This window comes from Halorientalis pallida (assembly GCF_004118325.1).
In the GTDB taxonomy this organism is placed as follows: domain Archaea; phylum Halobacteriota; class Halobacteria; order Halobacteriales; family Haloarculaceae; genus Halorientalis; species Halorientalis pallida.
Window position 1 is genome coordinate 276,961 of record NZ_RDFA01000005.1, and the last position, 13,357, is coordinate 290,317.

Here is a 13,357-nt window from a genome sequence, read left to right on the forward strand (position 1 = left end):
AAGCTAGTTTCTCACCCTGGGGGTCACAGCCACCGGTACTTATATGATCGTAATCACAGTATACTATGCGTGTCAATGGGCGAATCAAGAATAGAGCGGCAGTCGCTCCCGTCACCTCGATACGAGTACGGGGCCGACGATCACGTGTTCGTCGAGCTCGCGGAGTCGATGAGCTTCACCGCGAACTTCAAAGCACAGGCAATCACACAGGAGGTCAGGGGTCGGGACCTCCCCGGCATCGTCGAGGTCGCCCCGTCGAACGCATCGTACCTCATCCATTTCGACCCCGGTCAGATTCAGCCGGACGACCTCATCGAGGACCTCCGAGACATCGAGGACGAAATCGATCTCACCGAGTACACCTGGGAAGCACGTGTCATCGACATCCCGGTGTTGTACGACGACCCGTGGACACACGAGACGCTGATGAAGTTCCGGGACCGCCATCAGGACCCAGACGCAACCGACCTGGAGTACTCCGCCCGCATCAACGGCTTCGACGGCCCCGAGGAGTTCATCGAAGCCCACGCCGGTGCGCCGCATATGGTCACGATGGTCGGGTTCGTCCCCGGGCTACCGTGGACTTTCCAGATGGTCCCGCGCGACCAGCAGATCGAGGTCCCGAAGTACGTCCAGCCCCGCACCGAGACGCCGAGCCGCGCCGTCGGCTTCGGCGGTGCGTTCACCGCCATCTACCCCGTGCAGGGAGCCGGTGGCTACCAGTTGTTCGGTCGAACGCCGGTCGAGGTACTCGACGTCGGGCAGGAACTCGACACCTTCGCCGACTCGATGGTCCTTCCCAACCCCGGCGACATCATCAACTTCCGGCGCATCGACCGCGACGAATACGACAGCATCCGCGAAGAAGTCGAGTCCGGTGAGTACGGGTACGACATTGGCACTGTCGACTTCGAGCCCGAGGAGTTCTTCGAGCGACCGGAGTCTTACACCCAGCAACTCACGGAGGTGCTCGACTGATGCTTCGAATCAAGGAAGGTGGTCTCTCGACGACGGTCCAAGACACCGGACGCTTCGGCAACTACCACATCGGTATGCCCCCGTCAGGTGCGGTCGACCAGTACGCTCATCGTATCGCCAACTTCCTGGTCGGCAACGAGGCCGACGCGGCCACCCTGGAGATGACGTACAGCGGGCCGACCCTGGAGTTCGAGGAGGATGCGCTGATCGCCGTCTGCGGGGCGGACATGTCACCGTCACTCGACGGCGAGGCAGTGTCCACCTGGACCGCGATCGGCGTGGATGCCGGTCAGAGCCTGGAGTTCCAGTTCGCCACCGAGGGCGCACGGGCCTACCTCGCCGTCGCCGGCGGTGTCGACGTCGAGCAAGTGATGGAGAGCCGGGCGACGTACACGCTCATCGGAATCGGCGGCTACGAGGGCCGGACACTCGAAGCAGGCGACGAACTCCCGGTCGGCGAGCCAGCGGCCGACGCCCAGGAGGGCGCGACTGTGGACGACGACGTGGTACCCGACTACGGTTCCGAGGACACGATCCGCGTCGTGATGGGGCTGTGTGACTACCGCCTGACCGACGAAGGCAGGGACGTCCTGCTCGGCACGCAGTGGAAGATAAGCGACGAGGCGGATCGAGTCGGTTACCGGCTCGACGCCGACGTCGACATTCAGGATCTCTTCGAGGAACGTGAACAGCCCTTCGGCGCGGGGACGGACCCGACGAACGTCGTCGACCTCGGGTACCCGATCGGGTCGATACAGATGGCGGGCCAGCCGATCGTCCTGATGCGCGACGCCGTCACCGGTGGCGGGTACGCCACGGTCGGTACCGTCGTCAGTCCGGACCGCGGCACCCTGGCACAGGGCCGTTCCCACGAGACGGTCACGTTCGAATCAGTCTCTGTCGACGAGGCCCTCACGATCAGGGAATCCTGGAACGACCAACTCGACGCGCTCCGCGAGGAACTTCTGGGCTGATACGGACTGCTGGACGTCGCTTCCACCACGGACGTACATCGGATCACGTCCGACAGTCCTCGCAGTCCGACAGGGGTGCACAACTCCCCTGTGCCGGTGGGCTACAGCCGTGCCACGCACTGGGATATCGACCCTACACGTCTCGATTCCGTCCGGGTAATCCCGATCTTTCGCTTCCCGGAAGTCGAACGGACGGCCGGCACCGAGGGACACCTGACTCCCCGTGGTCAGAAGGGGCAAAATATATACTCGTTCACGCTGTGGACTTTCACACTACAGAATGGCTGACAATGTTATCATCGAAGCGCCGATGCCGGGTGTATTCTATCGGCGTCCAGATCCAGAGGAACCGGTCTTTGCCGAAGAGGGCGACGACGTCGACGCGGGCGACAAGGTCGCACTCATCGGCGTCATGAAGAGCTTCCACGACGTCACTGTCGATACTGACGGCGTCGTCACCGAATTTCTCGTCGACAACGAGAGCGAAGTGGAGGCGGGCGACGCACTCCTGACCGTTGCCCCGTCCTAACGGTCGACTATCAGTAATTGTTTAGTAGGTTTCTGCCCTCCCTCCGATGTGTTCGAGAAAGTCCTCATCGCCAACAGAGGCGAAATCGCGATCAGAATCATCCAAGCCTGCCGGGAACTCGGCGTCACCCCCGTCGCGATCTACAGTGATACCGACGAGAACGCGAAACACGTCAGGCTGGCCGACGAGGCATACAACGTCGGCGGCTCCGTCGCCCGTAAGAGCTACCTCGACGGAGAGACCATCATCGACACCGCTGAGAGAGCCGATGCAGGGGCCATCCACCCTGGATACGGCTTTCTCGCGGAGAACGCCGACTTCGCGCGAGCGGTCGAGGAAAGCGAGTGTACGTGGGTCGGGCCGCCCAGCGACATCATGGAACAGTTCGGCGAGAAGACCCAAGCCAGAAACCTGATGGCGGAAACTGGAGTCCCGATCGTCCCCGGAACGACGGATTCCATCGAGAGTGCCGACGCGGTGCGCGAGTTCGGTGACGAGCACGGCTTCCCGGTCGCGATCAAAGCCGCCGGGGGCGGCGGCGGCCGTGGGATGCGGGTGGTCGAACGCGACGACGACATAGATAGCGAATTCGAGGAGGCACGCCAGGAGGCCGAGGCGTACTTTAGTAATCCCGACGTCTACGTCGAGCGCTTCCTCGACGACCCGAAACACATCGAAGTCCAGGTGCTTGCTGACGAACACGGGAACGTGCGCCATCTCGGCGAACGAGACTGCAGCACTCAGCGGCGACAGCAGAAGCTCATCGAAGAGACTCCGTCGCCGGCGCTCGACGACGAGCAGCGGGCAGCGCTCTGCGAGACAGCGCGACAGGGTGTCGCGGAGGCCGGTTACGTGAACGCCGGGACCGTCGAGTTCCTCTACCAGGACGGCGAGTACTACTTCATCGAGGTCAACGCCCGCATCCAGGTCGAACATACGGTCTCCGAGGCTGTGACTGGCATCGATATCGTGAAATGGCAACTCCGCATCGCGGCGGGCGAGGAACTCGACTTCGACCAGTCGGCGGTCGAACCCCGTGACGCGGCCATCGAATTCCGCATCAACGCCGAGGACCCGTCGGAAGGGTTCGAACCGATGCCGGGCACCATCGAGAGCTACCGCCCGCCACGCGGAATCGGTATCCGCGTCGACGACGGGGTCGACGAGGGCGACGACATTGCCCCCTTCTACGACTCGATGTTCGGGAAGTTCGTCGTCACTGGTCAGACACGCGAAGAGGCGATAGAACGGAGCAAGCGCGCTCTCGACGAGACGACTATCGAGGGTGTTCCAACGACGATTCCGTTCCACCAGCAGGTGCTCGGCGACGAGCAGTTCCGTCGGGCAGAACACTCGACGACGTACGTCGAGGAACAGCTCGATCTCGAATGAGGCAGACGGACTAGTCTACTCGTGTCCCGGCAGACAGCCCGCAGTCAGGCGGTCGTCGCGGTACACACGTACGACATTCCGTCTCAGTGCATCGCGTCGCCGCCATCCGGACTCAGCACCTGTCCGGTGTAGTAGGAGCCGTCCTCGCCGGCCAGGAAGACGGCAGTCGGCACCACGTCTTCGACGGTCCCGAGCCGGTCCATCGGGAGTTCCGCTTCTTTGGCCTCGCGCCACTCCTCGCTGATATCGTCAAGCAGGTCGGTCTCGACCGGGCCGGGCGCGATCGCGTTGACCCGTACCTCGGGCGACACCTCCCGGGCGAGTGCCCGCGTAAAGGAGATGACACCGCCTTTCGCCGCCGAGTAGTGCACCAGTTCCTCGCCACCCTTGATCCCCAGCTGCGAGGCGACGTTGACGACGGACCCCTCGCCCGACTCGAGCATGCCGGGGAGGGCAAAGCGGGTCGCGAGGAACACCCCACGGAGGTCGACTGCCATCGTCTCGTCCCACATCTCGACTGGCATGTCGGCCAATTCGGACTGGGTCAGGATGCCAGCGTTGTTGACGAGGACGTCGACGGTTCCCCACTCGGCCTCGAAAGTCTCGATCATCGACTGGACGCTGTCGGCGTCCGAGACGTCCCCTTCCAGGGTCATCGCGGTACCGCCGTTGCTCTCTATCGTGTCGACGACGTCGGCAGCCACCTCGCGCTCGCCGTCGCCCGGCGGGTGGTTCACCGCGACGCGGGCGCCCGCCTCGGCGAGACCCTCTGCGATTCCACGACCGATACCACGGCTCGCACCGGTGACTAGTGCGTTTGCTTCGCCCAGCTGTGTCATACACCACCGTCTCAGCGGGCAAATAAAAATGCTTTCCCAGCGATGTCGCCGCCGGTCAGCGCGAACTGTAGAAGATGATACCGCCAGCGACGGTCAGCAGAACCGTCGAGAAAACGGTAGTCACGGCACCCAGAGCGAACAGCTCTGGAGTGGCCCTCGTCCCGGTTGCGACCGCGAAGATCTGAATCGGGAGCGTGTTGTCCTGGCCGACCAGCAACAGTCCCCGGGTCGCCTCGTTGTACGAGAGGGTAAACGCGAACACGGCTGCCCCGAGGACGGTCGGTGCGATCTGTGGCAAGACTATCTCGCGGAACCGGACCCACCGGGACGCACCCATAACTCGGGCGGCCTGTTCGTTCTCCGCGAGGTTTCTGGGGAACCCGGCCAGCAGGATGATGACCGCGAACGGTACCGTCCAGACGACGTGGACCGGTGTCGCTAACCAGAGCCCGGACTCGAACCCGGCCAGATCTGACAGGGTCAGCGATGCACCCACACCGTAGGTGATACCGGGCGTGATGATCCCGAGGATGAGCAGGTACAGCAGTCCTCGCTGCCCCCAGAAGTCGTAGCGATAGGCCAGCGCAGCCGCCGTCGACAGCACTGTCGCGATGACGGTGACGACCAGTGCGAGTTGCAGCGACCGCACCGTCGCGTCGATTATCGTCTGGTTCTCGAAGAGGATAGTGTACCACTCCGTGGTGAACCCGACGAACGGGAACGTCAGCCCACCACTGTTGAACGAGAACGCGATGAGTGAGAGGATCGGTGCGTAAATGTACAGTATCATGAACGAGACGAAGACGACGAGAAGCCGCCTGACGTTCAGCGCCTCCGAGAGGCGAGCCAGCAAGGAGTCGTTGCTGGTGCTAGACCGTGTCGTGGTTTCGGCTGCCATTATACCCACACTGAACGTTCAATGACTTAAAACCGACGGAGCGGGCGAGCGTTGGTGTTATATCACTCGGTTGCCTCGCTTCGGAGTATGAACGAAAACGCGAGTGACGACGGGACTGTAGGCCAACCAGCCCCTGGGCTGGAAGACGCGGAGTTTCCGGCGGCGAACATGAACGCTGCCCGGGCGATTGCAGGTGCACTCGCCTCGACGCTCGGGCCGACACCGCGTGACAAACTCGTCGTCACGGCGTTAGAGGCGCGACAGGAACCCGACCCCAGCGATCCGCCTCGGGACGTCTACCTGGTCGCGACCGACGGGGCGGCCATTCTCGACGAACTGCCGCTGGAACACCCTATCGGTCCGCTTCTGCGACGCATGATCGGTCCGGAACGGCCCGGCGACACCGACGTCGAGGGACAGGACATCCCCGACGGTGTGACGACGAGCGTCGTTCTCCTGGCGTCCCTCCTCGACGAGGCGAGCGAACTCATCGAGATGGGGGTCCACCCCGCGGACGTCAAGCACGGGTACCGGGCCGCGCTCGACGTGGCCACCGAGACGCTGGCTGACCTCGCGACACCGCTCTCGCTCGAAGATCGGGAGCGCGCCGAAGCGGTCGCCCGCTCTGCGATGAACGGGAACGATATCGGGGGCCTCCTCGATACGTGGGCGCCACTGGCCGTGGACGCGGTCGAACAGGTCGGGCACCCGAACGCGAAGACGTTCGCCATCCGAACCAAGCGGACGGGGAGTCTGAGCGACTCCCGACTCATCGACGGCACCGTCCTCGACCGGAGCGGCCGCGCGGACGACCGCATGCCGGAGAGCGCCACGGACGCATCGGTACTGGTTCTGGGCGGGCACGGGACCGGCGGCCTCACCGATCCATCGCTGGAGCGGGACTTCTCGACCGCCGACGACGGCGACGTCGACCCGTCCGGGCTGGCGACGGCGTTCGACGGCCGCCGCGAGGAGGTCATCACCGACATCGTCACCTCGGGAGCCGACGTCGTGCTCGCGCGACAGGGGATGGAGACGGAGTACAGAGCCGCCCTGGCCGAACACGACATCCTGGGCATCCGTGGTGTGAACCGGCTCAAACTCGCACAGGCCGCGCTCGCGACCGGTGCGACCATCGTCAACGACATCACCGACATCAGGCCGGAACACCTCGGCCACGCCGGTCGGGTCTCGGTCCAGGCACACGACCCGCGTCCGAACCGACGTCGGACGCGGAAGATGACCGTCATCGAAGGCTGCGCCGACCCCGGTTCGGTGACGGCGCTGCTCGCCGGCACCTTCGACCAGGGCGGCGAGCAACTCACTCGACAGTTGCGAAAGGCCGCAGCCGCTGTGGCTGGGGCAGCCGGCCACGAGACGCCCCACGGCGGCTATCTACCCGGTGGCGGGGCCGTCGACGCCGTGGTCGCCCGACGTGTCCGTGAGGCGGCGACGGAACAGGGGACGAAGGCACAGTTGGCCGTCGAGCGGTTCGCCGACGCAGTGGAGATGATTCCGTTCACTATCGCGAAAAACGCCGGCGACGACCCCGTCGGTGTCGTCGCGGATATCCGCGCCGAGCAGTCGACCGGCGAGTTGGCCTACGGATACACGGCCCCTGACCGGACCGTCACGAACGTCGTCGACGCCGGCGTGCTCGATACACACCACATCCGCCGACGGACGTACACGAAGGCTACGGAAGTCGCGAACTTGATTCTCGGTATCGACGACGCGGTCAAGGCGAACTTCGAGTTCGAGCGACCCGACCCCGACGAGAAGATTTACGACCAGCGTGCCCGGGACGTCGAGAGCGCGCGGGAAAACGACGAATAAGGGGTCGTCAGCCCTGTGCGATTTTCGTGATGTCGACGGTCCGCAGCAGGGCGTAGACGAATATAAAGATCAGCAACAGCAGCATGATCGACATCGCGGCCGCGTCGGGGTAACGAAGGCCACGGTTGACCGACGAGTAGATTAGCGTCGTGATAGTGCCCTGACCGCCGCTCAGGAAGTTCGGAACGGAGAAGTTCCCGATAGTCAGGACGAACGTGAACATACAGCCGATGGCTACGCCGGGCAGACTCAGCGGCAGCGTGACGTGGCGGAACGTCTCGACAGGGTTACCCCGGAGGGTCTCCGAGGCGTCCAGCAGGTCCTCGTCGATCTGTGACAGCGAGATGTAGATCGGCGAGGCCATGAACACCACGTAGTTTTGCAGGTAGCCGATGGCCATTGCCAGCGGTGAGTACAGGAGTACTTCCAGCGGCTGATCGATGACCCCGATCCAGAGTAGCACCTTGTTGATCACGCCGGTCTGTCCGAGAATCGGGAGCCAGCCCAGCGTCCGGACGACGCCGGACGTCCAGAACGGGATGACCAGGAACAACAACAGCAGGATGCCCGCTTTTTCACTGAGGGAAAACCGCAGGAAGTAGGCGATCGGATAGCCGAACAGGAGCGTTATGACCGTCACGACCAGCCCGATTCCGACCGTCAGAACTGTTGCCGAGATGATGGTATCGGACAGTACCGTCTCTGTGTACGGGTCGAGCGTAAACTCCCACACGACCGAGAAGGACTCGTAGCTGAGGAAGCTGTAGACGAAGACCACAGACAGAGGTACTAGCAGGAACACTAGGAACCAGAGGACTGTCGGCCCCGTGAGTGCGTGGATCTCACTGAGGGAGATGTCCCGGTCGCCGGGCAACAGTTTCTCGACGGTGCTCATTCTATGCGCTCGTGAATTCCCGCCAGCGGTCGGTCATGTAGCTCGCGTTGTCGGGCCAGATCTGGAAGAACCCGACCTTGTCGATGCGGTCTTCGATGGTGCCACTGTCGCGAACTCCTCCTTCATCGGACGGCTCGCCTTCTTCGTCGGCCCAATCGTAGCTCTGCGGATCGAACAGTGCCGGCTCGTCGACGGGGTCGTAGGTCGCCTGGCCTTCGTACGCCCAGTCGTAGTACTCCGGCCCCATGCCCTCGCCGGTATCGTCGGAGCCGTTTCGCACGAGGTCCGTGTTCGGGTAATGAGGGACGGAGTAGCCGTACCCCTGGATGAAGCGGGGGAAGTTCGCTCCGTAGTGGATGTCGATGAGCTTGGCAATCTCGGCGTAGTTGCTTCGGCTGCCTCCTGCACCGGCCTTCGTCGGGGAGATGCCGCCGTACCAGTAGCGGTACCCCTGTAGGCCCTTTTGACCGGTGCTCATCGTCGAGTACGTGATTGGCGTCCCCGACCGACGGGTGTCGAGTGCGGCCGGCTGCCAGAGGTCCCCGATAACTGCCTCCTCGCTGGCCATCAGGTTGACCGACTGGCCGTAGGCCGTCCACGTCGATCGGAATTGGCCGCTCGTCTTCTGGTCGATGAGGAAGTCGATAGCGGCGTCGAGCTGTTCCTCGGTTGGATTGTTGAGGTCACCGACTTTCCCATCGACCATCCCCTGGTCGACGAGGTGCATCAGCGCTTCCGGGATCGTGATCGACGCCGTTGCACCCAGCGCGACCCTTCCTTCGTACTGGTCGTCGAACACGTCGCTCCAGAGGTTCGCCTCGTCGACGTACTCGGGGTTGTACCCGACCGCGTCGAAGTTGTAGACGTGTGGCGGGAACTTGAGCTCCGTCTGTTCCTCGTCCTGCCAGAGAATCTCGTTGATCGTCTCCGTCTGTGTACCGAGGTGTTCGAGGCGGTCAGCAGGGCTGCTGAAGAGATCCGAGATGGTGTCGGACTCCCAGCTGACGTCGTCCGTCGGAACGGGGATGTGCACCGAATTGTCGTTGACGAGTGCACCGGCACCCGAAGTCTCGGCGGAGAACGCGTCGAAACTGCTCGCTTCGCCGCCGAGGACGCGCTGTTGTACTGTCGGGACCGCAGCGGTCGTCGTCTCGATGTCGATCCCAGTTACTTCCTTGTACAGCTCTGCCTGCCCATCACGGGCTGCCCATGCCGGACCAATCCAGGTGAGCGGTCGGCTTCCCTCGTCCATCGAGTCGCTGCGAGCCTCCTCCAGGTTTTGATCGTCGCTACCGCCACTACAGCCGGCTAGCGCCGTGCTAGCGCCAGCCACGGCAGCGTACTTGACAAGCTTCCGTCGCGAAAACTCTGATTTTGTCATATGTCTACAAACCTGGTTGGAATCATTGTGTATTAAGCTTTGGGAGGCTGTCGGCTTTTCTCTACATCCGTCGAATTTGCCCATCCTCCGTCACATTGAGACGCAGCGATGTCGTTCTCGGTTCTGCCACCCGTTCGCGTCAGTTAGATGCGACGTCGTCGCACAAAAACTTCATTAGCGGCCTCGGTAAGGAGGTAAGCATGAGGCCCAACGTGGCAGTCATTAGTACCGGTGGCACTATTGCCAGTACAGGTGGTGGAGAGGCCGCGACCCCAGAGAAGGGCGGTTCCGAACTCGTCGACGCCGTGCCCGAAATCACCGAACACGCGAGAGTCTCCGTACGCGAACTCGCACAGGTTGCGAGTTTCAACATGGACCTCGAGACGATCGCGGACATCGGGGACGCCACTGCCGAAGCGATCGCGGACGGGGCCGAAGGCGTCGTCGTCACGCACGGCACCGACACGATGGAAGAGTCCGCGTACGCGCTGGATCTGACTCGGGAGTTCGACGCTCCCGTCGTCTTTACGGGGGCACAACGGAGGCCGGACGAACTCAGTTCGGACGGACCATCGAACATGCTCACCGCGATCCGTGCGGCGAGTCACCAGCGGTTCCGGGATGCCGGTGGCATCTACGTCGCGTTCGACATGGAGCTACACTCGCCGCGGGACGTCACGAAGTCTCACACGAGCGCGCTCGGCGCGTTCGAGTCTCCCGACAAGGGGCCGATCGCCTCGGTCACCCGCGACGGATTACGTGTTCACCGGCCGCCGGGGAGCTACAGCGACACTCTGCAGTCGACGCGAACCGACGCGGACGTCATGATGATCAAGTCCGCCGCTTCCGTCGATGCGCGGCAGCTTGAGTTCGCCGTCAACCAGGGCGTCGACGGTATCGTTATCGAGGGGACGGGACTGGGCAACATCACCTCGGCGCTGGGCCGAGCCGTCGATTCGGTCGTCGAAGAGGGCATCCCGGTCGTCGTCACGTCGCGATGTCAGGGCGGGGCAACAGCCCCGGTCTACGGGACCCCCGGCGGCGGCAGGACGCTCATCGACAACGGTGCCGTCCAGGCCAACGACCTCTCAGCCCAGAAAGCGCGGTTGAAACTCGCCTTCGCGCTGGCCGAGGCCGAGGACCCGGGCAGTATCGGCGAGTACTTCTGAGACTGGGGTTGCCAAATACTTTTTACAGTGGGGTGGTCCTGTCTACTCGTATGCAACGTCTAGAAAACTGCACTGCAGTCGTGACCGGTGCGAGCTCCGGTATCGGGAACTCGATCGCTGCACGGTTCGGCCGCGAGGGCGCGAACGTCGTGGTCGCGGACGTGCGCAGGGAACCGAAACTCGATGACAAACGCTCGGTCTTCGACAAGCTCGAGGAGTGTGGCGCGGACAGCCTGTTCGTCGAGACGGACGTCACCGACGAAACGGCCGTCGAAGCGGCAGTCGATGCCGCAGTCGACGAGTTCGGCGGGCTCGACATCCTGGTAAACAACGCCGGCATCTACTACCAGTACGAGGCCCACGAAACACCGACCGAGGACTACGACGCCATCACAGACGTGAATCTGCGTGGCACCTTCCTTTGCAGCAAGGCGGCCATCCCGGAACTCAAAAACAGCGACAACGCGAAGATCATCAACCTCTCGTCGATCTTCGGGCTGGTCGGCGGAGGGTCGAGTGCCGCGTACTGTGCGTCGAAGGGCGGCGTTACGAATCTGACACGGCAGATGGCCCTCGACTACGCCGAAGACGAGATCAACGTCAACGCACTCGCGCCGGGTATCATCAAAACGGCCCAGAACGTGGAGTGGCGTGAGAACGATCCGGAGATCTTGGCAGACTGGGAGGAGAAGACGCCCTGGCCGCGCTTTGGCGACCCCGAGGACGTCGCTGACGCCGCAGTGTTCCTCGCGAGTGACGAGAGCGACTTCATCACCGGCGACATCCTCAGCGTGGACGGTGGCTGGACGGCGCAATAAGGAAGCACTCAAACAATGATCGAAACCATACTCATCGCAGTCGAGAACCAGAGAGAACGAATGCAGCCGGTCATCGACCACGCCGCCGAGATGGCCGCCGGTCTGGACGCGGATGTCGTACTGTATCACGTCTACGAGGACGAGGAGTTCCAGTCGTTGCTCGAGGCTCGTAACATCGAGTCGGCTGACCCCGACGAACTAGCGCGACAGAACGCGACGGTGGAGGCAGCGGCCGCGACGCTCCGTGAGTCCGGCGTCGACTTCTCGGTCGGAGCGTCGACGGGCGACCCCAGTGACGAACTGCTCGGGTACATCGCCAGTAGCGACATCGATCACGTGTTCGTCGGCAGCCGCAGGCGCTCGCGGACCGGGAAGGCGATTTTCGGGAGCGTTTCCCAACAGATCCTCTTCGAGACCGACGTGCCCTGCACGCTCGTTTGATAGTGGCGATAAACACATCCAACCATAACTACTAATACACGCCGTATCCGTCTGTTCTCCATAATGAGTTCCGAGCCAGCTGTGTCGATAGACGACCTTTCAAAACGGTTCTCGAACGAGACCGTCCTCCAAGACATCTCGCTCGACATCGAGACCGGGGAGTTCTGTGTCATCATGGGGCCGAGCGGAAGCGGGAAGAGCACATTTCTGCGGTGTATCGCCGGGTTGATCGAGCACCAGTCCGGGTCCATCGCGTTCGACGGCACGCCCGCAGAGACGATTCCAGTCGAGGAGCGAGAACTCGGATACGTCTTCCAGGAGTTCGAGGACGCGCTCTTCCCGCACAAGACGGTCGGCGAGAACGTCATCTTCGGCCTCGAACAGCAGGACACCGAGTACAGCGAGTCGGAGATCGACGAGCGCATCGACGAGATGCTCGACCTCCTGGCTATCTCGCACACGCGCGACGACGTCCCCACGGAGCTGAGCGGTGGACAACAACAGCGCGTCGAACTGGCACGACAGTTGGTCCGGGAGTGCGACGTGATGCTGCTAGACGATCCACTGGCAGACCTCGACTACAAGCTCCAGAAGCGTATGGAGCTCGAGATTCGGCAGCTCCACCAGGAGATGAGCAGCACTTTCCTCTACGTAACACACAATCAGGATCAGGCGCTCAAGCTGGCGGACAAGCTGGTGATCCTCAACCACGGCCGGATCGAACAGATCGGGACGCCGGAGGAGATCTACCACAACCCGGCGTCCGCCTTCGTCGGTCAGTTCGTCGGCGACTCGAATCCGTTCATCGCAACGGCGACGACACACGGTGACGGGACGGCTACTGTCCAGACCGAACTCGGCGAGATGGAGGCGACGGTTCAGGGAGATCCGCCCGGCAACGACCAGCGCTCGCTCACGATCGTTCGCCCGGAGAACATCGTCATCGGTGAGGCGGCCATCGACCGGGACAACGTCTACGAGGCCACGTTCGTCGACTGGACGTACATGGGCAAAGAGACGGAGTACGCCTTCGAGGTCGACGAACTCGACTACACGCTGCAGGCGATCAGGGACGGGATGCCTGCGGTATCCGACGAGGACATCGGTTCGAAGATGTCCCTCGGCTGGGACCGCGAGGACACCCTCTGTTTCGGGCGGTTGAGTTCTGAGCCGACAGTAACGCTCGAAACGATGATGGAGGATTGAC

At 62.9% G+C, this 13,357-nt stretch carries 13 protein-coding genes; 9 read left to right on the top strand and 4 right to left on the bottom strand.

The annotated features are described in order from the left end of the window. Window positions 1-75 precede the first annotated feature (75 nt). The 4 genes from EAF64_RS14875 to EAF64_RS14890 all read left to right on the top strand — a co-directional run bounded on the left by EAF64_RS14875 (window position 76) and on the right by EAF64_RS14890 (window position 3,873). Window positions 76-978 (top strand): 5-oxoprolinase subunit B family protein, encoded by a 903-nt coding sequence (locus tag EAF64_RS14875; protein ID WP_129069769.1) that lies wholly within the window; start codon window positions 76-78, stop codon window positions 976-978. Beyond that, a complete protein-coding gene (locus tag EAF64_RS14880; RefSeq protein ID WP_129069770.1) occupies window positions 978-1,952 on the top strand; it encodes a 5-oxoprolinase subunit C family protein in 975 nt (324 codons plus the stop codon). The genes EAF64_RS14875 and EAF64_RS14880 overlap by 1 nt, the downstream gene beginning before the upstream one ends. 280 nt (window positions 1,953-2,232) lie before the next feature. After that, window positions 2,233-2,481 (top strand): acetyl-CoA carboxylase, encoded by a 249-nt coding sequence (locus EAF64_RS14885; protein WP_129069771.1) that lies wholly within the window; start codon window positions 2,233-2,235, stop codon window positions 2,479-2,481. A 48-nt stretch (window positions 2,482-2,529) separates the two neighbouring features. Further along, complete coding sequence (locus tag EAF64_RS14890) at window positions 2,530-3,873, top strand: acetyl-CoA carboxylase biotin carboxylase subunit (protein WP_129069772.1); 1,344 nt, start codon at window positions 2,530-2,532, stop codon at window positions 3,871-3,873. Window positions 3,874-3,956: 83 nt separating this feature from the next. Here the strand turns inward: EAF64_RS14890 and EAF64_RS14895 are convergent, their stop codons facing one another. After that, a complete protein-coding gene (locus tag EAF64_RS14895) occupies window positions 3,957-4,712 on the bottom strand; it encodes an SDR family NAD(P)-dependent oxidoreductase (RefSeq protein WP_129069773.1) in 756 nt (251 codons plus the stop codon). Window positions 4,713-4,767: 55 nt separating this feature from the next. Next, window positions 4,768-5,610 carry an ABC transporter permease gene (locus EAF64_RS14900; protein WP_129069774.1) on the bottom strand — a complete coding sequence of 281 codons (843 nt, stop codon included), beginning with the start codon at window positions 5,608-5,610 and terminating at the stop codon, window positions 4,768-4,770. Window positions 5,611-5,697: 87 nt separating this feature from the next. On the opposite strand from EAF64_RS14900, the gene EAF64_RS14905 reads away from it, so the two are divergent. Next, window positions 5,698-7,446, top strand: coding sequence for a TCP-1/cpn60 chaperonin family protein (locus EAF64_RS14905; RefSeq protein WP_129069775.1), 1,749 nt, complete (start codon window positions 5,698-5,700; stop codon window positions 7,444-7,446). A gap of 7 nt (window positions 7,447-7,453) precedes the next feature. On the opposite strand, the gene EAF64_RS14910 is transcribed toward EAF64_RS14905, so the two are convergent. Beyond that, on the bottom strand, window positions 7,454-8,341 hold the full coding sequence (locus EAF64_RS14910; RefSeq protein WP_129069776.1) for an ABC transporter permease: 888 nt from the start codon (window positions 8,339-8,341) through the stop codon (window positions 7,454-7,456). Window position 8,342: 1 nt separating this feature from the next. Further along, window positions 8,343-9,674, bottom strand: a complete 1,332-nt coding sequence (locus tag EAF64_RS14915; protein ID WP_227738994.1) for an extracellular solute-binding protein — start codon at window positions 9,672-9,674, stop codon at window positions 8,343-8,345. Window positions 9,675-9,922: 248 nt separating this feature from the next. Here EAF64_RS14915 and EAF64_RS14920 point away from each other — a divergent pair, with 248 nt between their 5' ends. The 4 genes from EAF64_RS14920 to EAF64_RS14935 all read left to right on the top strand — a co-directional run bounded on the left by EAF64_RS14920 (window position 9,923) and on the right by EAF64_RS14935 (window position 13,356). Then, window positions 9,923-10,891, top strand: coding sequence for an asparaginase (locus EAF64_RS14920; protein WP_129069778.1), 969 nt, complete (start codon window positions 9,923-9,925; stop codon window positions 10,889-10,891). Window positions 10,892-10,941: 50 nt separating this feature from the next. After that, the gene (locus EAF64_RS14925; protein ID WP_129069779.1) at window positions 10,942-11,709 is read left to right on the top strand and encodes an SDR family NAD(P)-dependent oxidoreductase; all 768 of its coding nucleotides are present in this window, start codon (window positions 10,942-10,944) and stop codon (window positions 11,707-11,709) included. A 15-nt stretch (window positions 11,710-11,724) separates the two neighbouring features. Beyond that, the gene (locus EAF64_RS14930; RefSeq protein WP_129069780.1) at window positions 11,725-12,150 is read left to right on the top strand and encodes a universal stress protein; all 426 of its coding nucleotides are present in this window, start codon (window positions 11,725-11,727) and stop codon (window positions 12,148-12,150) included. Between the two features lie 63 nt (window positions 12,151-12,213). Next, the gene (locus EAF64_RS14935) at window positions 12,214-13,356 is read left to right on the top strand and encodes an ABC transporter ATP-binding protein (RefSeq protein WP_129069781.1); all 1,143 of its coding nucleotides are present in this window, start codon (window positions 12,214-12,216) and stop codon (window positions 13,354-13,356) included. Window position 13,357: the final 1 nt, after the last annotated feature.

Coding starts and splice junctions, on each gene's coding strand:
- EAF64_RS14875 (WP_129069769.1), top strand. CDS start 76: ATGGGCGAATCAAGAATAGAGCGGCAGTCGCTCCCGTCACCTCGATAC.
- EAF64_RS14880 (WP_129069770.1), top strand. CDS start 978: ATGCTTCGAATCAAGGAAGGTGGTCTCTCGACGACGGTCCAAGACACC.
- EAF64_RS14885 (WP_129069771.1), top strand. CDS start 2,233: ATGGCTGACAATGTTATCATCGAAGCGCCGATGCCGGGTGTATTCTAT.
- EAF64_RS14895 (WP_129069773.1), bottom strand. CDS start 4,712: ATGACACAGCTGGGCGAAGCAAACGCACTAGTCACCGGTGCGAGCCGT.
- EAF64_RS14900 (WP_129069774.1), bottom strand. CDS start 5,610: ATGGCAGCCGAAACCACGACACGGTCTAGCACCAGCAACGACTCCTTG.
- EAF64_RS14905 (WP_129069775.1), top strand. CDS start 5,698: ATGAACGAAAACGCGAGTGACGACGGGACTGTAGGCCAACCAGCCCCT.
- EAF64_RS14910 (WP_129069776.1), bottom strand. CDS start 8,341: ATGAGCACCGTCGAGAAACTGTTGCCCGGCGACCGGGACATCTCCCTC.
- EAF64_RS14920 (WP_129069778.1), top strand. CDS start 9,923: ATGAGGCCCAACGTGGCAGTCATTAGTACCGGTGGCACTATTGCCAGT.
- EAF64_RS14925 (WP_129069779.1), top strand. CDS start 10,942: ATGCAACGTCTAGAAAACTGCACTGCAGTCGTGACCGGTGCGAGCTCC.
- EAF64_RS14930 (WP_129069780.1), top strand. CDS start 11,725: ATGATCGAAACCATACTCATCGCAGTCGAGAACCAGAGAGAACGAATG.
- EAF64_RS14935 (WP_129069781.1), top strand. CDS start 12,214: ATGAGTTCCGAGCCAGCTGTGTCGATAGACGACCTTTCAAAACGGTTC.